Source organism: Pseudomonas syringae, assembly GCF_023278085.1.
GTDB classification, from domain to species: domain Bacteria; phylum Pseudomonadota; class Gammaproteobacteria; order Pseudomonadales; family Pseudomonadaceae; genus Aquipseudomonas; species Aquipseudomonas syringae_Q.
Genome location: NZ_CP066265.1, coordinates 2,295,195 through 2,316,541 on the forward strand (window position 1 = coordinate 2,295,195; position 21,347 = coordinate 2,316,541).

At 57.3% G+C, this 21,347-nt stretch carries 18 protein-coding genes and 2 pseudogenes; 14 read left to right on the forward strand and 6 right to left on the reverse strand.

The genetic code is table 11. The annotated features are described in order from the left end of the window. Nucleotides 1–2 precede the first annotated feature (2 nt). The 8 genes from tssH to I9H07_RS10340 all read left to right on the forward strand — a co-directional run bounded on the left by tssH (nt 3) and on the right by I9H07_RS10340 (nt 11,849). A complete protein-coding gene (tssH, locus tag I9H07_RS10305; RefSeq protein WP_236423271.1) occupies nt 3–2,600 on the forward strand; it encodes a type VI secretion system ATPase TssH in 2,598 nt (865 codons plus the stop codon). Nucleotide 2,601: 1 nt separating this feature from the next. Continuing rightward, nucleotides 2,602–4,131 carry a sigma 54-interacting transcriptional regulator gene (locus tag I9H07_RS10310; protein WP_236423303.1) on the forward strand — a complete coding sequence of 510 codons (1,530 nt, stop codon included), beginning with the start codon at nt 2,602–2,604 and terminating at the stop codon, nt 4,129–4,131. Nucleotides 4,132–4,342: 211 nt separating this feature from the next. Next, nucleotides 4,343–5,134 carry a type VI secretion system-associated FHA domain protein gene (locus tag I9H07_RS10315; protein WP_236423272.1) on the forward strand — a complete coding sequence of 264 codons (792 nt, stop codon included), beginning with the start codon at nt 4,343–4,345 and terminating at the stop codon, nt 5,132–5,134. A gap of 5 nt (nt 5,135–5,139) precedes the next feature. Further along, nucleotides 5,140–5,631: a type VI secretion system lipoprotein TssJ gene (gene tssJ, locus I9H07_RS10320; RefSeq protein WP_058824615.1), complete on the forward strand. Its 492-nt coding sequence runs from the start codon at nt 5,140–5,142 to the stop codon at nt 5,629–5,631. After that, complete coding sequence (gene tssK / locus I9H07_RS10325) at nt 5,628–6,959, forward strand: type VI secretion system baseplate subunit TssK (RefSeq protein ID WP_236423273.1); 1,332 nt, start codon at nt 5,628–5,630, stop codon at nt 6,957–6,959. The genes tssJ and tssK overlap by 4 nt, the downstream gene beginning before the upstream one ends. Nucleotides 6,960–6,973: 14 nt before the next feature. Next, nucleotides 6,974–7,831, forward strand: a complete 858-nt coding sequence (icmH, locus tag I9H07_RS10330; RefSeq protein WP_236423274.1) for a type IVB secretion system protein IcmH/DotU — start codon at nt 6,974–6,976, stop codon at nt 7,829–7,831. A 13-nt stretch (nt 7,832–7,844) separates the two neighbouring features. Next, entirely contained in the window at nt 7,845–11,348 is a 3,504-nt protein-coding gene (gene tssM, locus I9H07_RS10335) for a type VI secretion system membrane subunit TssM (protein ID WP_236423275.1), read from the forward strand. A gap of 42 nt (nt 11,349–11,390) precedes the next feature. Continuing rightward, the gene (locus I9H07_RS10340) at nt 11,391–11,849 is read left to right on the forward strand and encodes a GNAT family N-acetyltransferase (protein ID WP_236423276.1); all 459 of its coding nucleotides are present in this window, start codon (nt 11,391–11,393) and stop codon (nt 11,847–11,849) included. Between the two features lie 78 nt (nt 11,850–11,927). On the opposite strand, the gene I9H07_RS10345 is transcribed toward I9H07_RS10340, so the two are convergent. The 3 genes from I9H07_RS10345 to I9H07_RS10355 form a co-directional block, all read right to left on the reverse strand. Further along, complete coding sequence (locus I9H07_RS10345; RefSeq protein WP_236423277.1) at nt 11,928–12,386, reverse strand: metallophosphoesterase family protein; 459 nt, start codon at nt 12,384–12,386, stop codon at nt 11,928–11,930. A gap of 80 nt (nt 12,387–12,466) precedes the next feature. After that, on the reverse strand, nt 12,467–13,048 hold the full coding sequence (locus I9H07_RS10350; protein WP_236423278.1) for an ATP phosphoribosyltransferase regulatory subunit: 582 nt from the start codon (nt 13,046–13,048) through the stop codon (nt 12,467–12,469). Between the two features lie 312 nt (nt 13,049–13,360). Further along, nucleotides 13,361–13,864 (reverse strand): GNAT family N-acetyltransferase, encoded by a 504-nt coding sequence (locus I9H07_RS10355; protein WP_024675993.1) that lies wholly within the window; start codon nt 13,862–13,864, stop codon nt 13,361–13,363. A 138-nt stretch (nt 13,865–14,002) separates the two neighbouring features. Here I9H07_RS10355 and I9H07_RS10360 point away from each other — a divergent pair, with 138 nt between their 5' ends. Next, nucleotides 14,003–14,842, forward strand: a complete 840-nt coding sequence (locus tag I9H07_RS10360; protein ID WP_236423279.1) for a TauD/TfdA dioxygenase family protein — start codon at nt 14,003–14,005, stop codon at nt 14,840–14,842. A 93-nt stretch (nt 14,843–14,935) separates the two neighbouring features. Beyond that, nucleotides 14,936–15,187 carry a hypothetical protein gene (locus I9H07_RS10365; protein WP_024675991.1) on the forward strand — a complete coding sequence of 84 codons (252 nt, stop codon included), beginning with the start codon at nt 14,936–14,938 and terminating at the stop codon, nt 15,185–15,187. Between the two features lie 28 nt (nt 15,188–15,215). Here the strand turns inward: I9H07_RS10365 and I9H07_RS10370 are convergent, their stop codons facing one another. Beyond that, nucleotides 15,216–15,731: a GAF domain-containing protein gene (locus tag I9H07_RS10370; protein ID WP_024675990.1), complete on the reverse strand. Its 516-nt coding sequence runs from the start codon at nt 15,729–15,731 to the stop codon at nt 15,216–15,218. 192 nt (nt 15,732–15,923) lie between these two features. Between I9H07_RS10370 and I9H07_RS25015 the strand changes: the two are divergent. Together I9H07_RS25015 and I9H07_RS25020 are read left to right on the forward strand one after the other, a co-directional pair. Next, nucleotides 15,924–16,994, forward strand: a pseudogene (locus tag I9H07_RS25015) (methyl-accepting chemotaxis protein); the annotation flags it as partial. Nucleotides 16,995–17,249: 255 nt separating this feature from the next. Then, nucleotides 17,250–17,849: pseudogene (locus I9H07_RS25020) on the forward strand (methyl-accepting chemotaxis protein); the annotation flags it as partial. 77 nt (nt 17,850–17,926) lie between these two features. Here I9H07_RS25020 and I9H07_RS10380 read toward each other — a convergent pair. Then, nucleotides 17,927–18,832 (reverse strand): LysR family transcriptional regulator, encoded by a 906-nt coding sequence (locus I9H07_RS10380; protein WP_236423281.1) that lies wholly within the window; start codon nt 18,830–18,832, stop codon nt 17,927–17,929. 103 nt (nt 18,833–18,935) lie between these two features. Here I9H07_RS10380 and I9H07_RS10385 point away from each other — a divergent pair, with 103 nt between their 5' ends. Then, on the forward strand, nt 18,936–20,138 hold the full coding sequence (locus tag I9H07_RS10385; RefSeq protein WP_058824609.1) for an aspartate aminotransferase family protein: 1,203 nt from the start codon (nt 18,936–18,938) through the stop codon (nt 20,136–20,138). Between the two features lie 126 nt (nt 20,139–20,264). Then, nucleotides 20,265–20,798, forward strand: a complete 534-nt coding sequence (locus I9H07_RS10390; RefSeq protein WP_024675986.1) for a DUF4174 domain-containing protein — start codon at nt 20,265–20,267, stop codon at nt 20,796–20,798. A gap of 52 nt (nt 20,799–20,850) precedes the next feature. On the opposite strand, the gene I9H07_RS10395 is transcribed toward I9H07_RS10390, so the two are convergent. Further along, complete coding sequence (locus I9H07_RS10395; protein WP_024675985.1) at nt 20,851–21,291, reverse strand: CBS domain-containing protein; 441 nt, start codon at nt 21,289–21,291, stop codon at nt 20,851–20,853. Nucleotides 21,292–21,347: the final 56 nt, after the last annotated feature.

A 21,347-nucleotide genomic window follows, 5' to 3' on the forward strand; every position in this document is an offset into this window, starting at 1 on the left:
ACATGATTAATCCAGATCTGCAACAACTCGTAAAATCTCTTGATATGCCCACCCGCAGAGAACTTGAGGGCACCGCAGAACGCTGCGTTTCCAGAGGCAGCAGCAAGATTCTCGTAGAGGATCTGTTACTTGCACTTCTTGAGCGCCCGGAGGGAATGCTTGCCCGTGCTCTGCTTGAGGTGAATATTCTGGCTGCTGAATTTGCAGGCTTTCTGTTTCCTCCCGTCGAGCAATGCGCTGACGGTACCCCGGTATTTTCTACCGAACTTGTTCAATGGCTTCAAGATGCCTTATTGATTTCTACTCTGGATCTGCGGCAAAGCCATATTGATCAGGCTGCGCTGATCCTGGCATTGCTGCGTAATCCATTGCGTTACGCGGACCGCCCCTATCAGCCATTGCTGGCAAAGATCAATATTGAACGCTTCCGCGACTACGCCCTGGCTGAGCAAATATCTGGCGTAACGAAGCACACTGTCGAGCAATGTGAATCACTGCTCGAACGCTTCACTCATAATCTGACACAGCAGGCCAGAGACGGGTTGCTCGATCCAGTGTTGTGTCGTGATGACTGCATGCGCCAGATGGTCGACATACTGGCTCGACGACGCAAGAACAATCCGATCGTGGTAGGTGAGGCGGGCGTTGGAAAAACAGCGATTGTTGAAGGACTGGCGCTTAGAATCGTTCATGGAGAAGTCCCTCAACTTTTGAAAGACGTTGAGCTACTGTCTCTGGATATGGGGTTGCTCCAGGCCGGTGCCAGTATAAAAGGTGAGTTCGAGCGTCGTCTGAAGGGGATTATCGACGAGATCAAGGCATCGTCTACGGCTATCATTCTGTTCATTGATGAAGCCCACACACTGATCGGGGCGGGAGCCCAGGCTGGCGGCGCAGACGCGGCCAATCTCTTGAAGCCGGCGCTGGCGCGTGGGGAGTTGCGCACCATTGCAGCGACTACCTGGGCGGAGTACCGGCAATACTTCGAAAAAGATCCGGCGCTTGCACGTCGTTTCCAGCCCGTTCGTGTGCTGGAGCCCTCTGTGGAACAGGCCATCACCATTCTGCGTGGGCTAGCCCGGCTCTATGAACGGAGCCATGGTGTCTATTTACGTGATGACGCTGTCGTTGCCGCTGCCCGGCTCTCGGCACGCTATTTATCCGGACGACAACTTCCTGATAAAGCTGTCGATCTGCTTGATACTGCATGCGCACGTGTGCGGATCAGCCTGGTCGCCGCGCCTGAACGTCTGGAGTGTCTGCGAGGCGAGCTGGCTGAGCAACAGAGACACTTTGATGCGGTACAACGTGATGTCGATGCCGGAATGTCGGTTGATGCCAACGTTTTGAATGGATTGTCGTCCAGCCTCTCAAGGATCAAGACGGAAGTTGCCGCGCTGGAGTGCATATGGGCTGACCAACAGACCCTGGCTAACCAGCTGCTCGATCTACGCCAGCAATTGGCCAACCGAAAATTGCAACAACACTCTTCGCCCGTCCAGCACAGTAAATCCACCGAAGCACTGACGTCCGAATTAGCCAGGATTCAACAAACGCTGATCAGTGCACAGGTAAACGACCGCCTTGTCAGTTATGAAGTCTGCCCGAGGCTGGTAGCGGAAGTGGTTAATGCCTGGACAGGTATTCCGCTTTCACAGCTGGTACAGGAACACAGCTCCAGGATTGCCGGCTTCTCATCCGGAATGCGTGGGCGTATCCGGGGGCAGGAGCAGGCGATACAGGCCATCGAAAGATCGGTGAGGGCATCGGCAGCGGGGTTGAATGCGCCAGGTGCACCGACAGGTGTATTCCTTCTGGTAGGCCCCAGCGGTGTAGGCAAGACCGAAACAGCTATCGCCCTGGCTGATCTGTTATACGGCGGCGAGCGATTTATGACGACGATCAACATGTCCGAGTTTCAGGAAAAACACACGGTCTCTCGTTTGATCGGTGCGCCTCCCGGTTATGTCGGCTATGGCGAGGGTGGCATGTTGACAGATGCTGTTCGACAAAAGCCCTATTCAGTGATTCTCCTGGATGAAGTGGAAAAAGCTGATCCGGATGTATTGAATCTGTTTTATCAGATATTCGATAAAGGCGTAGCCAACGACGGAGAGGGCAGGGAAATCGATTTTCGCAACACGCTTATCCTGATGACCTCCAACCTGAGCAGTGATTTGATTCATGCGAGCTGTATGGACGGACGCCGCCCGGATGCCGAAGAGCTTGAAGCAAAGATAAGGCCGGTACTCACTGCACATTTCAAACCGGCATTGCTGGCCAGAATGCGTGTAGTGCCTTATTACCCCGTTGACGGTGAAGTGCTTCAGGAACTGCTTGAGCTTAAGCTGAATCGTCTTGGAGAGAGACTCGAGTCCAGTGGACTGACCTTCAGTTATTCGCAGCAGTTGACACGTCATTTACTTGAACGCTGCACTCAACGCGATAGCGGCGCCAGGCTGATCGATCATTTGTTGGAGTCGTGCGTGACCCCGCTCATAACGGACCATTTGCTCAGTGCCATGAGCACTGACGCTACCGTTTCCGCAGTTCACGCAACGCTGGATAGCTCCGGCAGTATTGTCTGTGAGTTCGAATAAGATGGTATCGCCCTTGAATTCGCCACAGGACCCGCTGAGTTACGCGCAGACATTGATTTCGCATTACTCACTCCTCGCGCAGGCAGCCGACAGCCAGTCGCTGTTGAATGATTTCGCGAGATCCGCTGCGACGCTCAGCGACTGTGACGCGAGCCAGATTTTCCTGCTTGATGAGGGCCGCAAAGGTCTCTGTCTTGCGGCAGAAATCATGGATGACGTCATTCAGGACAACACAAAAAAAGTTTCTCTGGATGACTACCGTGATCAGCCTTTATTAACGCTCAGTCTGCTTCAAAACGAGGTTGTCAGCATTCCGCAAGTCGGCAGCAGCCTTTACGACACCGGCTTTTTGCCTGCCCGAGCTCAAGGATGGAAATCACTGTTGTGCACGCCGTTGCTCAGTCGTGAGAAATCGACCGTAGGGCTACTGATCTGCGTGAGTGGACATACTCAAGATCTGGGGGTGCATGCCGAATCGTTAGGCGCATTGGGCGCGTTCGTTATCTCGCAATTGTCTTTGATGGGGCTATCAGACAAGCCAGCAGATACGTTGCCTCGCTCGCGCAAGCGCGTTTCACAGGCCGCGCATTATGGCCTCACGGGAAGCAGCACGGCGCTGGGCCGCACAGCCCATCTACTGAGCAAGATTCTGGACAGCACCTGTACGGTATTGCTTACCGGCGAGACCGGGACTGGCAAGGAAGTCGTGTCTCGTGCCATCCATGAGCATGGGCCTCGTCGCGAGAGTGCGTTCGTTGTGCAGAACTGCGCTGCATTTCCAGAGGCACTTCTGGAAAGCGAGCTGTTTGGTTACCGCAAAGGTGCGTTTACCGGTGCCGATCGTGATCGACGCGGGCTGTTTGATGCTGCCCATGGCGGTACGCTTCTGCTCGATGAAATTGGCGATATGCCCATGCTATTGCAAGCAAAGCTCCTGCGGGTATTACAGGAAGGAGAGATTCGTCCGCTAGGTTCTAACGACGTCCGCAAGGTCGATGTGCGAATCATTGCGGCAACCCATCGGGATCTTCCGACACTGATTGCAGAAGGTCGCTTTCGTGCAGATCTTTACTACCGGCTTGCTCAGTTTCCCATTGAACTTCCCCCGTTACGTCAGCGTGTAGAGGACATCGAGCTATTGGCCAGGCATTTTTCCGACAAGGCCTGCCTTGATGCCAAGCGAGCTCCGGTGCAATGGTCAGAGGCAGCATTGAGCGCTCTTTCCGGATATGCGTTCCCTGGCAACATCCGCGAGCTGAAAGGGTTTGTCGAACGGGCGGTACTTCTATGTGAAGGCGCAGAGCTGATGCTGGAGCACTTCCCCATCGCCATCACTGCAACGAGCGATCCCGAGCGTCTGACGCTACGTGAACGCATTGAGCAGTTCGAGCGCAGTGTGCTGCTTGAGTGTTTAAGTGACCACTCCGGCAACCGGAGTCGTGCGGCGCGTACATTGGGGGTCTCGCGGCGCACTTTGCTTTATCGCCTGACCCATCTGGACGTCCCTGCCAACTATGGACGACGCAATTAACCGCTGACACATGCCGCCTGTTTAATCCTTTTACTGGAGATTTCTATCCATGAGCTTTCATTGTTGGCGCATTTTACTTTTTGCGCTTGTCGCGCTGCTTTGCCTGCCGGGATGTAGTGGTCATTTTAAATTCAGCGATGATCAATATCGAGCCCTGGGTAATCCAGAGCCGGTCAGTCGCGATCTATAACCATGGTTAAAGGATCTGCGCATGGATCAACTCATCAAAACAGGTCATCCGGCAGGTCTTGAACAGGCGTGCCGGGCAGTGGGTGAACTTGCTTCTTTAATCGAAGACCACCGCGATCATCGACAGCTTTCAGATTGCGTGGGCATTGAAGGTGATTATTTTCTCTTGCCGCAATATGTCGTGCCGCCAGCGCCTTCTGCGTCCTCTCAGCCTGAATGCGTTGTCGGTGTGTTCTGGGAACAGTTTGGTGATGCGCTGGGTGTTGAGCTTACTTCAGTCGACCCGGCCACTCGCGAAGCGTGTGCTGTAAAGATCGCCCGACTGTTCAAGCGTTGTATGGGCGGACTGCAGCAAAGTTTGAACCTGCGAGACGAGATCGCAGCTGAACTGCGCTCGAACCTCCCTGACATTACCCACCAAAGTGTCGGCGTATTCAAGGCCGCAACGAGCGAGGCACTGATCGACAGCCTGCTGGACGATGAGCCGGCCGATCTCGTGACTGAGGGCGTCATCGCTCGGGCATTCCGCGAGCTTCAGGCCCACGAGGCTGCGATGCTGGCAGGTTGTCGGGTAATGGCGCAGGCGACGCTTGAGCATTTCTCGCCTCAGCAACTTGGCTGGCAATTTGAGCGCGACCGCGGCAGGCCCTGGCTACTTACCGACGGCCGCCAGTGGCGTGACTATGTGCGACACCACCAGTCTCTGGAGGGGAGTGGTCAGTGGGGTGAGCACTTGCTTGCCCGCAACTTCGGGCCTGCCTATGAACAACAGTTCCTTTTGATCACTGCTTTCTACCAAGACTTACAGGAATGACACCCATGGTTTTTTATTTCGTCCGGTTGAGCGGGTTACTGCTGTTGCTCGCACTGACCGGTTGCTCGACTCTCTCGCCTTACTCCACGCAAACCCGTCTGGATATTAGTCTGCGCGCAGACAATCAGCTTAATCCTGATTTAAACGGCAGGCCCTCGCCGATTGTTCTGACGTTACTTGAACTCAAACGACCTGTAACGTTCGAGAGTATGGACTTCTTCTCACTGTATCAACGTACCGATCAGGTGCTGGCCAGGGACCTGGTTGCCAGTGAAGAGTTTGAACTTCGTCCGGGTGACAGTATTGATCTGAAGCTGAAACTGGATGAGGGCAGTCATTATATCGGCGTGCTGGCAGCTTATCGCAACCTGCCGGAAACCCGGTGGCGTCATGTGATTAAGGTCATACCCGGGCAGCAGAATCGTGCTGTTTTCGTGCTGGGTGAGTCCGGTCTCTACCCGGCAGGCAGCCTGGACAATGCAGGAAATCCGATATGAATTCACACAAGGTTATCTGGCAGGAAGGCATGCTGCTGCGTCCCCAGCACTTTCAACATAATGATCGTTATTACGATCATCAACTCCGGGTGCGTACGCAACTGGCAGGGGCGTACAACTGGGGTTTTACAACGCTGGAAATTGACCCGCAATTTCTCGGCTCCGGACAGATCGTGCTTGCACAGGCATCGGGCATCTTGCCGGATGGCAGCGTCTTCGACATACGTGACCGTGACATGCCGCTGGCGCTGGATATACCGGCGAATACTTCAGGCATTTCGGTATACATTGCGCTGCCGATAGTGGCCGGCAACTGCATTGAGGCGCGCAGTCATGAGCAATCTGACGTGGTGGCACGTTTTACCGCTTATGCAGCCAGCATCTCGGATTCAAACGCGGGAGAACACGGTTCCACATCGGTTTTTTGCGCGCGCCCGGAATTTCGCTTGCTGCTCGATGAGCCACGGGGTGAGCACGCCTACGCGATGCTCAAGCTGTGTCATGTTCAGATGTGCAGCCCGGACAAGGCAATAACACTGGATGCGAATTTTTCGCCCACGTTCATCAACGCTGGCGGTGCTCGCTACTTGATGTCCTGTCTCAAGGAAGTTGTAAGCCTGCTTGGGCACCGAGGGGAGGTGATTGCCGAGCGTATCGGTTCGCATGGCCAGGCAAGCGGGGCGCAAGTGGGCGATTTCATGATGCTGCAACTGGTCAATCGCAACGCGCTGGTACTCCAACACTACCTCCATACCGGGCATGTCCACCCCGAAGAGCTGTATCGGGTATTGCTGGGTCTGCTGGGCGAGTTGTCGACTTTTGCCGATGATAGCAGGCGACCGCAGCTTGAGGGCGAATACCAGCACAGCGATCAGGGCGCAACGTTCCAGAGAGTCATGCTCGCCCTTCGACAGATGTTGTCCATGGTCTTGGAGCAGCATGCCCAGGAACTTGAACTGCAGCCCAGACAATATGGCGTTCTGGTTTCGCCCCGGGTCGACCGTGAGTTGCTCGGAGCTGCTTCATTTGTGCTTGCCGCGCGCGCGCATTGCGATGCCGAAGAGCTACGCCTCCGCCTGCCTTCGCACCTCAAAGTCGGTTCTGTGGAAAGTATTCGCGAGCTGGTCGGGCTGCATTTGCCGGGTATTCGCTTGAGGCCGTTGCCTGTAGCGCCAAGGCAGATTCCGTTTCATGCAGCCAGGACCTATTTCATTCTCGACATTGATGACCATGAGCAGGCCGAAATCGATCAGTCCGGAGGTTTCGCTTTCCACGTGTCAGGCGAATTTTCCGGGCTTGAACTGCAGTTCTGGGCGATCAGAAATTGAACAGAGTGACCGATATGCAAGGCAGCCGCGAAGACAACTCCCTTACGTATGGACGGAATAATTCCAGCCCGCAAAGTGACAGGTTTATCGGCGTTGATGATACGAGTCTTTTCGAAGGCTTGCAGGAGCGACTGTTTTACACCGCCCCGCAGGTATCTGAAAAACGATTCACAGTGCATGTCAATCCGCTTGTCGCTGCCGCGAGTGAACTGCTTGCCCAGGTTTCAAGACTGGCCGCGTTGGACGACATCGGCGATATCCACCTCCTGAATGTGCAGCTGTCGGACCAGGTGAAGCGGTTCGAGGCCGAGGCCCGGCAGCACTCGATAGAGAATGATCACCTGCTGGTTGCTCGTTATGTCTTGTGCACGGTGGTGGATGAGGCCGTGTTGAACACGACCTGGGGGAGCAAGAGTGACTGGTCGAAAATCAGTCTGTTGAGTCGCTTTCACAAGGAAACATTTGGCGGCGAGAAATTCTTTCAACTCCTTGAAAAGCTTTCCGCCAATCCGCTCAGGCATCTGCCAATGCTGGAGCTGATGTACCTGTGCCTGGCTCTAGGGTTCGAGGGGAAATACCGTTCGAATCGTCGTAGTGGCAATGAGCTGGATGATATCCGCGATGCCCTTTACCGACAGATAAGGCACGTGAGAGGCGATGTCTCGCGAACACTGTCACCCCATTCGCAGCGCGCAGAGTCGTCGAGTGCTGATCAACTGCGCATTGTGCCGCTGTGGCTGGTTGTGCTGTTCACCATCGTCAGCCTGACCGCACTGTATTCGGGATTTGCCTGGGTACTCGGTGAGCAACGTGAAGCTGTACTCAAACCCTATCAGTCGGCAGATCTGGCAGTGCTTGAGCTCCGGTCTTGAAATGAGAGATGCAATGAAAACCCTGTTCAAAAAACTCATCACTTTGCTGTGCCGCACCTGGGTCTGGTCGCTGCTGTTGGTATTGCTTTCAACAGCCCTGATCTGGCTGGTCGGCCCCTTGCTGGCGGTCGACGACGAGCGCTTCTGGGAAAGTCCGGTTACGCGCCTGCTAACCATTAGCGTGCTGTTTCTGGCCTGGGGACTCGGGATCGTTTTCGCGAACTGGCGCAGCGGCGTGCAAAAGAAACGGGCTGAGGACAGCCATACGGGTCATGAGCGTCTGCGTAAGTCCTTGGCCGTCGAAAAAGAACGTCTGGAGCTGTCCAGTCGCTTCAAGGACGCCTTGCGAGTACTCAAGAATTCCGCTCTGTATGGCGAACCTGGCGCGCGCAACCGGAATGAGTTGCCCTGGTATGTACTGATCGGCCCGAAGGGCAGTGGCAAGACCAGCCTGCTGGATTTTTCCGGGCTCGACTTTCCCCTCGACAAGCCCGGCCGCAAGCTGACTCGCGATACGCGAAGCACCGCCAGTTGCGAATGGTACTTTACCGAACAGGCGATCCTGCTGGACACCTCAGGTCGCTATCTCGACCAGCCTGAGCCCGAGGTCGACCGCAGCGCATGGATGACGCTGCTGGAATTGTTACGAGGTCGTCACCGGACACATCCGCTCAGCGGTGTATTGGTGACGTTGCCTGTGGAGATTCTGCTTGATGATCTGGACAAGCGTCTGGAGACAATCGCCGGCGATGTGCGAGATCGTCTGGGTGAGATTTTTCAGCGTTTGCATGTTGATGTCCCGGTTTATCTGGTGCTGACCAAGGCAGACTCGATCGTCGGTTTCGATGAGTTTTTTGATCAGCTGTCCCGGGAGGAGGCTGAGCAGGTTCTTGGGGCCACTTTTCAGAAGGGGCAGCGGGGCGACGATGTCGATGTGCTCGGTCTGGAGTTCGAAACCTTGCTGCAGCGCCTTGGCAGTCAGGTCATTACCCGCATTCATCAGGAGCGCGACAGCCTGCGCCGGGGAAAGATGCTCGAGTTTCCCACTCATCTTGGAAAGATCGGACGTCGACTGAGTATCTTTGTCGAACTGGCGTTTTCCGGTAACCGCTACCAGCGGGCCAGCCATCTGCGCGGGTTCTACCTGACGCGTGCGCCGCACCTTATTCAGGGCAATCAGCAGTCTGACGCCAACGAAGACAGCAGGCTACCCGTGCAGCATGGCGGGCGTGCGAGGTTCATTCATGATTTGTTGCGTCATGTGATCTTCCCTGAGGCCGACCTGGCCATGCTCGACAAGGAAACGCGGCGAGCGATTCAGTGGCGCCAGCGGGGAGTGTATTGCGCAGCGCTGCTGGTTCTGACGGTTTCCGGGGTACTGTGGGCGACCGGGTTCAGCGCCAACCACGACCGCCTGGAAAAGCTTCGCATCCTCGGGCAGCAATGGGTGCAGCAGCGTTCATCGCTGGCGCCTCAGGATGACCTGCTGGCAGTGCTTGATACCTTGAATACCAGCTACGCGGCTGCTCAAGTATTTCCCGACAGCAGCGATGTCGCACTGCACGAGCGCAGTGGGCTCTATCAGGGAAAGCCCGCCAACGATGTGCTTTTACGCGCCTACCATGCTGATCTGCAAACCCGGTTGCTGCCTCGAGTGGTCCGCATGTTCGAAGCCCGGATACTGGATAGCCTGCAAAATCGCGAGCAACTGCTGAACAGTCTTCGCGCCTATCTGATGCTTGTCCAGCGCGAGCACCGGATACCTTCTGTGCTGGAGGAGTGGATCGCAGCGGACTGGTCAATTCGCTATGCCGGTCACGCCCAGGCGCAGCGCGAACTGAACCAGCATTTCGGGCGCCTGCTGGCTTTGCCGTTTACCTCTTTGGTCAACGAACCACTGGTGGAACAGGCACGGCAGGCGTTGAATAACGAATCCTTTGCTGATGTGGTTTATCGGGTGTTGCGTGACAAGGCACGCGCACTTCCAGATTACACGCTGGGCCAAAACGCCGGCCCGCAGGGCAGTGTTCTGGCAGGCGCTGATTATCGAATTCCGGGTCTCTATACCCGGCAGGGCTATGAGCGGTATTTCGTTACTCACGGTACGGGTGTGGTGACTGACATCATGCGCGACAACTGGGTGCTGGGTGAGGGCACACAGTTCAGCGCAACTCAATTGCGTGCGCTGATGATCGAGCTGGAAAAGCTGTATTTTCGTGATTATGCCGATCATTGGGGCGAGGCTATCGGAAGGGTCTCGTTGCAACCTTTCGAGAGCCCTGGGCAAGGCGCTGTACAAATGGCCGGGCTTGCGGCCGCCCATTCGCCGTTGGTGCAGTTGCTGATCGAGGTGCGTGACAATACGCGCTTCCCGGTGCTTGCAGACAGCCTCGACACGCTGAAAGCCGAAGCCGATAAAGCCGTCTCCACACCCGTTGCGCTTACCCGGGTTGCTGCGGTTGGCGAGCAGTTGCAGGAGTCGGTTGCCAGCAGTCTGCCCGAGACAGCAAAGAGATCCTTGCAGCGTCGGTTCGACCCATTGCATCGCCTGCTGGATGATGACAATGGTCCTGCTGCCGATCTGATTACAGCACTGAACGCCATCAATGAATTGCAGGTGCAAATGGCTGCGCTGGGGCGCTCGGGTCAGCCCGATCTGGCTGCCTACGAGATGGCCAAGGGGCGGATGTCCGGTCAGCAGGATGCGTTGAGCAAACTGCGCAACGCCGCCACGCTACTGCCGCAGCCGGTTGGCGGCTGGTTCAATGCCTTGGCGGAAGACACCTGGAGCTTTGTGCTGTATCAGTCGCATCACTACCTCAACCAGCGCTACAAAGCCGAGCTCTACGGGTTTTACGAGCAATCGCTCGACAAACGTTATCCGTTCCACGCACACAGCAGCAGCGATGTCGCGCTTAACGATTTTCGCGAGTTTTTCAAAGCCCAGGGAATTGCTGAGCGTTTTTTCGACAATTACCTGAAACCGTTTGTCAGTGGTGACCCCGGCCGCTATCGCCTGCGCACGATCGACGGTTACAGTTTGCCGATGAGTCGCGCCTATCTGGATCAGATGGCCGGTGTGCAGAACATTCGCAAGAGCTTCTTCACCGACCATACGCAGGAGCCGCAGGTGCAATTCACGCTTGAACCCTACACCCTTGACCCCGGCGTGCGCCGCGCCGAATTTCGTGTCGGTGATCAGTCGCTGGAGTATCGCCACGGCCCCATCGTGCCAATGCCTTTCAGGTGGCCTGTCGAGAGTGATGATGGACGTGCCAGTCTGGTCATGGAGGGCATGGCCGGTCGACCGCTCGGCATAGAAAAGAATACCGGGCCGTGGTCGCTGTTCCGCCTCATTGACCTGATGCAGGTCGAGCCGCTGCGAGGGCGTGATGTGCTGATGCTCAAAGCCGACGTCGGCGGGATGCGCGCCAACTACCTGTTGTCGAGCCAGCGCGCGCCCAATCCATTCGACATGAGTGCGTTGCGCGACTTTCGTTTGCCTGCGCAGCTGTGATGTCGGTGACAGGGATGTAACCCTGATTTTAAAGGAATGCACATGCTCAACATTGACTGGCTCAGCAACCACCTGCATCACAGCGACACAATGGCGCGATGGCTTCATCGGCAATTCAGTTACGAATTCGCGTCGCAGGCGCTTGAGGACTGGCAGACTGAGTTCTCGCAAGCGCAGCAGGATGGTCGATGGACATGCCTGATCGCCATGGAGGAGGGTGAGTTGTTGGGCGGCGCGGCGTTGGCCAGCGACGACTTGCCTGAACGTCCTGATCTGGGGCCGTGGCTGGCCTGCGTTCTGGTAAAACCCGAAGCACGGGGCAGGGGAGTGGCTGCGCAGTTGATCGAGGGCATTTGCAGTCATGCCAAGGCCATTGGCATCACCACGTTGTATCTGCACACCCATGATCAGCAAACGTATTACGCCAGGCGCGGTTGGCAGGTGCTGGAACGTTTTGAAGCCTGGGGCAAGGAGCACTGGGTGATGTCGCGGGAGCTGTAGGGTTGGACGCAGAGCGTCCAGGACTGTATGCCCACGCGGAGCGCAGGAACGAGCGTTTGTGTGATTCAGCCCTGTTTGTCAGTCAATCAACCTGACCAGGGTCGGCTCCATCGCATCCGCGCTCACTTCAAGCAGCGCCAGCGTTACCGGCAATTTGAAGCGCCTTCGTCCGGCACTGCCCGGATTGAGATACAGCGTGTCTTCGCGCCATTCGATGAGCGGTTTGTGTGAGTGCCCGGTGATGACCAGTTTCACGCTGTCATCCAGCAGTGGCGGAACGTCGGCGATGTCGTGGACCAGCAGGGTTTGCCAGCCTTCGATAGCGAAGCGCAGGTGGTCGGCGATGGGCGTTGCCCAGGCAGCGTCCATGTCGTTGTTGCCACGTACGATGTGCAACGGGGCGATGGCTGTCAGCTGGTCGACGATGTCCTGGCTGCCGATGTCACCGGCATGGATGATTGCCTCGCAGCCTTCAAGCGCGGCAATGGCTTCAGGACGCAGCAGTCCATGGGTGTCGGAAATCACGCCAACTTTCATGCAGGGCCTCGGATCAGGGCAGGGTGGACGCGCAGTGTAAACGGTTGTGCGCGCCCAGCCGGTTACAAATCAGACGACTGTTATGGATCAAGCCCAAGCGCCAGCACCAGCCGCTCAAGCCCGATGCCGAACCCGGCGCCCTCCCGATAAGCGCCACCACCGACTACTTGCTGCTGCGCGCCCAACCCTGGGCAGCGCACTTCAAAGCCATTGCCTTCAAGGTAATAACTCAGGCCGCGTTTAACGGCGATGTTCAGTTGGTAATCCAGCCCCAGTACGTCGAGAAACCCCGTACAGATTGCCTGGCTGCGCAGCAATGCCTGCTGCGGCGAAGGGCCGAGAATTTCCAGCCCCAACTGGGTGAATTCCCGATAGCGCCCAGCCTGAGGTCGCTCGTACCGATAACAGCGCGCCACATAGAAAAACAGTGCTTCGCTGCGCCCGTTGAGGAGTATTGCGCTGCGTTCCTGAAACAGCGCAGTTGGCTCCGGGATCAGGCAGCAGGCGCGCCCGGCCTTGTCATTGAAGGCCCACATCTGCCCGATGATTTCACTGCCACCGGCTTTTTCGATAAAGGTGTCCTGGCCCCACAACGCCGGGACGATGGCTTCTTCAGCGCCCGCTTCGATGAAGATAGCTCCGGAAACGACTTTCCGTTTCACGCAGGATGGCGGCTTCTGGTCCGGTTACGATGCGGGTTCCGCGTAGCAGGGTCATAGGTGTGATCTCCGTTGTTTTTCAGTATTGGCCGGTGTAAATAGCCAGGCAATAAAAAAGGCGCCATGGGCGCCTTGGTCTGTTTCATTGACGGGTCAGATATGAATTCAGGTCTGGCCAATCGATGAGCACAAGCAACCGCAGCACCGTAGGAAGGAGCTGTGAGGGTGGTGTCGGTTGCTTTGAGTAATCTGATTCATGGGGGTGATCGTTGCACGCTTTCAGTCGCAGCTCAAGCGGCGCTTCAAGCCTCCGCGCTATCTCAGCCGCGCCATGCTCAGGGCGTCGACGAACGCGCCATCGCGCACGGCGTAGTTGCGCAGGCGACCTTCGACTTCGAAACCGAATTTGCGATAGAGGCCTTGCGCGGCCTCATTGTCGGCATACACCGTCAGTTCAACCCGGTGCAGATTCATCCAGTTGTCAGCCACCTCCAGCGCCGCTGCCAGCAACCTGGAGCCGATGCCCTTGCCCTGCCAGGCGGATGCGACGCCCATGCCTAAGGCTCCGACATGGCTCTGCCGGCTGCGTGAATATTGCTCTAGGCCGATGTTGCCGACCACCTCGCCACCATTCAATGCGACGAGTTTCAGATGACGCTCGGTGCTGTCGGCCAGGCGTTTACGCCAGATATCGATCGACTGGTAAGGCATCTGCAGCACCTGGCGACAGACGGCCGGCTCGTTGTACAGCGCGGTCACGCCTTCCAGGTGCGCCTCAGTCAGGCGCTGGATAAGGATTTGCGGAGCAGGGATATGCACGTGGACTCATTCCTTGAAATGCATGGGGCTGATCAGTTTAAGCCGCAGGCATCGTTGGCGGCCAGTATGCGCAATAAGAGGTTGCGCGGTATCTTTCATAAGTGTACCGTAGTGTTCACTTATGAAGAGGGTCGCACCATGTTAGCCACTTCGAACGCCCGGTTGTTTCAGGAGCCCATCAAGCCAGCAATAGGCACGCGCATCTTCGCCAGCAAACAGGCATTGCTGTCAGGTGAACATGCCGGGGAGATCCGTGAACGGCTGGAGCAGCGGGGTGTGCTGGTGTTTCCGCAGATCCATTTCAGCGACGCTGAACAGATCGCCTTTACTCGCACGCTGGGTACCTTCGCCCCCGAAGCCAGTGATGGGCAGAACATCACCAAAATCAGCCTTGATGTGAAAGAGAACCCGGCAGGCGCAGAGTTTCTCAAAGGCTCGCTGTACTGGCATATCGACGGTACCAGCAGCGATGCGCCGATCCTGGCGTCTTTGCTGTCCTGCAAGGCGACAGCAAGCTGGGGCGGGAATACGGGTTTCTGTAATACGTATGCGGCTTACGAAGGTCTGTCGAGCGCTGACAAACAACGTTACGAATGCCTTCGGGTAATTCATGCCCCCTGGGCTTCGTTACTCTATTACAATCCGGAACCCAGCCTTGCGATGCTCACCTCCATGCAGGCCATCGGTGAGAAGGAGTTGCCATTGGTGTGGAAGCACCGCTCCGGTCGCAAGTCGTTGATTCTGGGCTGCACCGCGCAACAGGTAGTCGGTGTCAGCATGGCGCAAAGTGCCCGGATTCTGGTGGGGCTTCGCGATTGGGCCACGGCCGAGGCGTTCAGTTACAGCCATGAGTGGCAGGTCGGTGATCTGGTGATCTGGGACAACACCGGCACCATGCACCGTGCTGAAGCCTATGACCCGGCATGCGGGCGCATGATGCACCGCACCAAGTTGCGGGGCGAAGAGCCTTTCGAGTGACCCGCCGGCCTGCGACAGGCGAGCGACCTGGCAGCGTTCATGCTGAGTTTCTCACTTTGAACCCAATTGTGTTACCGGACAGGAGATGCAGTCATGTGCGGACCTAAAGAGCCCATTGCGGGTGTGTTTCTACTGTTGGTTCTGGCTGCCGGAGGCTGGGTGGCGCAGGAACCATTCCCTCACTTCGGGATTGATCTGACGCCGGACACTCCCTTGAACCGGGAGCACTCATCCAGGCATGTTTCGCCACGGCAACCGTCGCAACTTGATGACAGCCTGTTCAGCAGCGCCATGCTTGAGCCCGTTCATATGTACGCGGAGGTAGGGCAGTCGCCCCTGCCTTAGCGGATTGCACGCCGCACTAAGCTGCCATTCAACGGCCCCGGTTATCCGGTTCGGTGATGTTGGCGAAGAAAATACAACCGATCAGTCGCGCAAACAGGGTCAGCGTTTCTGCCAGGTCGGGGTCGTCAAACGACGTTGCGTGTGAATCCAGAGCGCACAGCGCACCATAAAGCTGCCCGTCCGGAAGAAAGATAGGCACGCCCGCATAACTTTCGATGGCAAACCGTTTTACCACCGGACGATTCGCGTACCAGGCGTTCTGACTGATCTGCGGGATGAACAGGGCTTCCGGTTTGGTGCAAAGCTCGCTGCACAGCGTGGTTTCGAGTTCGAACACGTCATCGTCTTCGATGCCCAGGCCGGTCGGGTCATACACCGAGCAGACTATCCAGTCCGTCTCGGTAAACTTCGAGATACCCGCGAAGCGCATGCCGGTCAGTCGAGTGACAAGTCGCAGGACGTTGGTTGTGCCCTCGATCTCGGCAATTGCAGAGCGCTCCTCCGCGGTCAGGCCGCTTCTTGAAGCAGTCATTTCCAAACTCATGCAATCCTCCGGGATACTCAGTGTGCGCACAGCGTGCCATGCTAACTGACGCCGTTAAAAAAGCCATATGCGTGGTTGCCATTCGCGAATTATTTGTGAGCAAGAATTGTTGACGCCAACTTTAAAGTTTGGCCGCGCGCTGCCGACATCTGTCTGTTGTATGGGCAAGGATCAGCCTCGCGTATTTACCCGATGACCTACCAAGAGCGACTTAAGTTGAAAAACACTCTGAGCAATATTTCTGTCAGGTCCAAGCTAGCGCTGGGGTTTGCTCTGGTCATCGTGCTGACGGTGCTGATCGCGCTGACCGGCTGGACCGGTATCACTTCGCTGAGCGAGCGCAGTGAAAGGATTGCCGACATCGGCAAGATGAGTACGCTGACCCGTGATGTGCGAATAGCACGCCTGGCCTACATCATCAATTACGACGCCGACCGAGCCGCCAAGTGGAATAAAGCCCTTGAAGCGTTGGAAAGCCACGTCAAGTATGCGCAGGAAGTGTTCGACTCTCCGCTGAATATACCGTTGGTGAATGCGTCCGCCGACGCGCTGAAAGATTACCGCATTCAGTACGACAGTGTGATACAGGCTACCACCGCGCGCGAAGCGACCCGTGGCGTGTTCGGCCAGTATGCCGATGCCGGCGCCGAAGCATTGAAGACGCTCAATGCTTACGCACGATCGGAAAATGGCAATGCTCAGGATCGTGATGCCATCACTCAGGCAATGGTGTTGTTCCAGAAAATGCGCTTCGATCTGCGCGGCTATACCTATTCGCTGAAAGCCGAGAACAAGGCGCCAGCAGAAGCCTCCATGAACACGGTCATTACCTACGTTAAAAATCTGCCTGGCTTCGACAGCCAGTCCGCGATTACCAAGAGCCTTGAAGACTCTCTGATCCGCTATCAGAACACCCTGAACGAGTTCACCGCTGCGCAGGGCAAGATCGAGCTGGCTCAGGCTGGCATCGACAAAGACATCAATATCCTTTTTGCCTCCGCTGACCAGCTATCCGCGAATCAGGTCAGCCTGAGAATCGAAGATGTGGGTCAGGCCAAAACCATGCTCGCGATGTGGCTGGTTGCAGCGCTGGTGGTGAGTTTCCTCGCGGCATGGATAATCACTCGCCTGATCGTCGGGCCACTGCTTGAAACATTGAAACTGGCTGAGCGCGTGGCAGATGGTGACTTGACGCATAACGCCGCCGTGACCCGCAAGGACGAGCTTGGACGGTTGCAGAGCAGTATGCAGCGCATGACCACCAACCTGCGCGAGCTGATCGGCGGGCTGCGTGATGGCGTGACTCAGATAGCCAGCGCCGCCGAGCAATTGTCGGCAGTGACCGAGCAGACCAGTGCTGGTGTGAACAGCCAGAAAAGCGAGACAGACCAGGTCGCTACGGCGATGCACGAGATGTCCGCAACCGTTCAGGAAGTGGCAAGGAACGCAGAGCAGGCCTCCCATGCCGCCGTCAACGCCTCGAAAGAAGCGCGGGAAGGGGATGGGGTGGTTTCAAAAGCTGTCATTCAGATTGAAAAGCTGGCCACAGAAGTCCAGCTCTCCAAATCGGCAATGGATGACCTCAAGAGCGAGAGCAACAAGATCGGCGGCGTGCTTGACGTGATCAAGGCGGTTGCCGAACAGACCAATCTGCTTGCACTCAACGCTGCCATTGAAGCCGCCCGCGCAGGCGAAGCCGGGCGTGGCTTCGCAGTGGTTGCCGACGAAGTGAGAAGCCTTGCACAGCGTACGCAGACCTCGACCGAGGAAATTGCGGCACTGATCAGCGGCTTGCACAGCCGTACCACGCAAGTGGCAACCATCCTCGACAACAGCCAGGCCCTGACCGCCAACAGTGTGGAGCTGACGCGCAACGCTGGCGTTTCGATCGGCAACATCACTCAGGCGATCTCGACCATCGAGACGATGAACCACCAGATTGCTGCAGCAGCGGAAGAGCAAAGTGCCGTTGCCGAAGAGATCAACCGCAGTGTCCTGAATGTTCGGGATATCTCCGAGCAAACGGCCTCGGCCAGTGAGCAGACCGCCGCGTCGAGCGTCGAGCTTGCCCGTCTGGGTGTTCATTTGCAGAGTATGGTCAGCCGCTTCAAGGTCTGAGTCTTCAACCTGGAAAATCCGGTGCAGGCGCAATGCCTTGCACCGGATGCAACATTTACGTTTAACCCTGCCAGCACCTAGCGCCCCCAACGCCCCATCGCAAACTCCACAAAACTTCTCAGCTTGGGCAGTCGGTAACGGTCCTGCACATACAGCAGGTTCATCGGCCGTCTGGGCAGGTGATAGCCCGGCAGCAGCGCGACCAGTCGGCCTTCCTGCAAATCACGCTGAACGAGCGCATCCGGAAGCATCACCACGCCCAGCCCGGCGCGGGCCGCCTGATAAAGGCCTGCTGAAGTGTTGGCCACCATCGAGCCGTCGACGTCCACCAGCACTTCGCCTTCAGGTCCGGTCATACGCCATTGCGTGCCAGCAGTGCGCCACTCATCGCCTGCCGGGTAAGCGAACGCCAGGCAGTTATGCGAGCGAAGATCTTCGGGGCGGGCTGGCGCACTGTGGCGAGCAAGATAGTCTGGCGCAGCGCATATGGTCAGTGTGTAGTCCTGCAGGGGGCGCGCAATCAATGGCGATGATTGCGCAATGTTGCCCAGGCGGATGGCGACGTCAAACCCATTGTCGATCATGTCCAGACGCTGGTTGGTCAGCACCAGATCGAGTTTGACTTCGGGAAAGCGCCGCGAGAACTCAACCAAGGCAGGGGCCAGCAATTCCGAACCGAACGTCAGCGGTGCGGTGATACGCAAAGTACCGGTCGGGTCGCCCTGCGCTTGCTCGGCCAGTTGTTCGGACTCGGCGACCAGCCCCAGTACTTCAAGGCAGCGCTGGTAATACGCGGTGCCGAACTCCGTCAATCGCTGTCGGCGAGTGGTGCGCTGCAGAAGGCTGACGCCCAGACGCTGCTCCAATGCGCGCAAGTGATTGCCGACCATCGTTGTGGAAATCGAACAGGCCTGTGCCGCTGCCGTCAGGCTGCCGGTTTCAACCACCTTTACATACACCCGCATCGCCTGAAACAAATCCATTATCAATCTCAGCTTTAAGATGATTGAAGTATTTCACTGTTTATCCAGAACAGGTGGTTAACGATACTGGAAAAACCGAAACATACCCAAGGAGCTTCACGTCATGACCACCACCTGCCTGATGACCACCTACCAACCGCTCGCCCTGAGCTTTACCCATGGATTGGGCACGCGCCTGTGGGATCAGGCCGGGCGCGAATACCTGGATGCGGTGGCTGGCGTGGCGGTTACCGGCGTAGGGCACTCGCACCCGCTGTTGGTAGAGGCAATTCGCGAGCAGGCCGGTTTGTTGTTACACACCTCCAACCTGTACAGCATTGACTGGCAGCAGCGGCTGGCGAAGAAACTGACCGAGGTATCAGGCCTGGAGCGGGTGTTTTTCAACAATTCCGGTGCCGAGGCCAACGAAACCGCGCTCAAGCTGGCGCGCCTGCATGGCTGGCACAAATACATCGAACAGCCCTTGGTGGTGGTGATGGAAAACGCCTTTCACGGTCGTACGCTGGGCACGCTGTCAGCCAGCGACGGGCCCGCCGTGCGCCTGGGCTTCAGCAAGCTGCCGGGGGACTGCATCAAAGTGCCGTTCGGGGATCTGGCAGCGTTCGATAACGTCTGTGCCACTCACGGCCATCGTATCGCAGCGGTACTGGTCGAGCCGATTCAGGGCGAGGGCGGCGCGCAGGTGGCACCTGCCGGGTATCTCAAAGCGTTGAGAGAGCGCTGCACGCGGCGCGACTGGTTGCTGATGCTCGACGAAATCCAGACCGGCATGGGACGGACCGGCAAGTGGTTTGCCTTTCAGCACGAAGGCATCGTGCCCGACGTCATGACCCTCGCCAAAGGGCTGGGCAATGGCGTGCCGATCGGGGCCTGTCTGGCGCGGGGCAAAGCGGCCGGACTGTTCACGCCCGGCAGTCATGGCAGCACGTTCGGTGGCAACCCGCTGGCCTGCCGGGTGGGCTGCACAGTGATCGATATCATCGAGCAGCAGGGGCTGCTGGAAAATGCCCGGGTGCAAGGTCAGCATCTGCTCGACCGTCTGCGCGAAGTACTGGGTGATCACCCTCAGGTGCTGGAGATTCGTGGGCGGGGGCTGATGATCGGTATCGAGTTGCAGCAGGTCATCCCCGAACTGACCCGCATCGCTGCTGAGCAACACGGTCTGTTGATCAACGTGACGCGCAGCAAGGTCATTCGCCTGCTGCCGCCATTGGTGCTGGATGCCGCCGAGGTGGAGCAGATCGTCCAGCGGCTGGCGGCAACGCTGGACAGCGCCGGTCAGCGGGTACTCAAGCGTACCGCCTGATGAAAGAAATGGATTTAGGAAAAGGACTACGCCGGGCTGTACCGGGATGACCCATATGCGGTAGAAGAGACAAGCATCGCGTGTGTCTGCGTGATGGCTACCCAATGGATTTGAAAGGAGCCCACCATGTTAATCCGGTCCCTGACCCTCGCCACCCTGCTTGTCGCTGCCGGTACAGCGCTGGCTGCCGACAGCGATGGCCCCCTGGCACAGGAGCGCGGTAAGTCGCGACCCTTGATCATCATCGCGCCCAGCACGCTTGATCCTACGCTGATCAGTCTCAAAAAGGCGCTGGAAGAACCGGCCAACCGCGAGGCTTTTGTGCAGCGCAATATGGTGCTGTACACGGTGGTCAACACCATCGGCGAACGCGATGGCAAAGCGCTGGACCCGCAGTCGACCATGGCCTTGATCCGTGAGCTGAAACTGGGGGCGGGCGTGAAGACCCGGGTCATTCTGGTGGGCAAGGATGGCGAGAAGAAGATCGAAAAATCAGAGTCGGTAGACCCCAAAGAGATTTTTGCCACTATCGATCAAATGCCGATGCGCGAGAAAGAAGCGGCCGCCCCGGCGCCTGAGCCGGCGGCAAAGCCGGCACCGGCTGAAAAGCCCGGCAAGCCTGTGAAGGGCGCTGCGCCTGGCAAGACGCTGGATGACTGATTGATGCCGTTGCGCGCGGCTTGCCGCGCGCTCGGCAGGTGTAACGTCTGAATCACTCGCCGCGAATGTACTGTTCAAGCTGCTCAATGAGGCTGGCCTGCTCGGCTATCGCTTCCTTCACCAGATCGCCGATCGACAGCAGGCCCAGCAGTTGTCCGTTTTCCACGACAGGCAAGTGACGCAGATGGCTGTCGGTCATGATCCCCATGCAGGCTTCTACTGTCTGTTGTGAATCGACGGTAATGACCTTGCCACTCATGATCTCGCTGACCGGCGTGCCCACCGACGAACGCCCCTTGAGTACCACCTTGCGTGCGTAATCGCGTTCACTGACCACGCCGACTACCACGCCGTCTTTGACCACCGGCAATGCGCCGATGTTTTTCTCGGCCATCAGCCTGAGGGCCTCCAGCACCATCTGATCCGGGCCAATGGTGTGTACCTGCTGATTTTGCAGGTCCTTCAGTTTCAGCAGTTGGGCAACGGTTTTCATGACGCTCTCCGAGATCGGGACCTGATTGACTGTAGTGCAATTGCGGCGCCACTACA

Coding starts and splice junctions, on each gene's coding strand:
- I9H07_RS10390 (WP_024675986.1), top strand. CDS start 20,265: ATGTTAATCCGGTCCCTGACCCTCGCCACCCTGCTTGTCGCTGCCGGT.
- I9H07_RS10370 (WP_024675990.1), bottom strand. CDS start 15,731: ATGAGTTTGGAAATGACTGCTTCAAGAAGCGGCCTGACCGCGGAGGAG.
- I9H07_RS10345 (WP_236423277.1), bottom strand. CDS start 12,386: ATGAAAGTTGGCGTGATTTCCGACACCCATGGACTGCTGCGTCCTGAA.
- I9H07_RS10315 (WP_236423272.1), top strand. CDS start 4,343: ATGGATCAACTCATCAAAACAGGTCATCCGGCAGGTCTTGAACAGGCG.
- I9H07_RS10365 (WP_024675991.1), top strand. CDS start 14,936: ATGTGCGGACCTAAAGAGCCCATTGCGGGTGTGTTTCTACTGTTGGTT.
- I9H07_RS10385 (WP_058824609.1), top strand. CDS start 18,936: ATGACCACCACCTGCCTGATGACCACCTACCAACCGCTCGCCCTGAGC.
- I9H07_RS10380 (WP_236423281.1), bottom strand. CDS start 18,832: ATGGATTTGTTTCAGGCGATGCGGGTGTATGTAAAGGTGGTTGAAACC.
- I9H07_RS10340 (WP_236423276.1), top strand. CDS start 11,391: ATGCTCAACATTGACTGGCTCAGCAACCACCTGCATCACAGCGACACA.
- I9H07_RS10310 (WP_236423303.1), top strand. CDS start 2,602: ATGGTATCGCCCTTGAATTCGCCACAGGACCCGCTGAGTTACGCGCAG.
- tssJ (WP_058824615.1), top strand. CDS start 5,140: ATGGTTTTTTATTTCGTCCGGTTGAGCGGGTTACTGCTGTTGCTCGCA.
- tssH (WP_236423271.1), top strand. CDS start 3: ATGATTAATCCAGATCTGCAACAACTCGTAAAATCTCTTGATATGCCC.
- icmH (WP_236423274.1), top strand. CDS start 6,974: ATGCAAGGCAGCCGCGAAGACAACTCCCTTACGTATGGACGGAATAAT.
- I9H07_RS10395 (WP_024675985.1), bottom strand. CDS start 21,291: ATGAAAACCGTTGCCCAACTGCTGAAACTGAAGGACCTGCAAAATCAG.
- tssM (WP_236423275.1), top strand. CDS start 7,845: ATGAAAACCCTGTTCAAAAAACTCATCACTTTGCTGTGCCGCACCTGG.
- tssK (WP_236423273.1), top strand. CDS start 5,628: ATGAATTCACACAAGGTTATCTGGCAGGAAGGCATGCTGCTGCGTCCC.
- I9H07_RS10360 (WP_236423279.1), top strand. CDS start 14,003: ATGTTAGCCACTTCGAACGCCCGGTTGTTTCAGGAGCCCATCAAGCCA.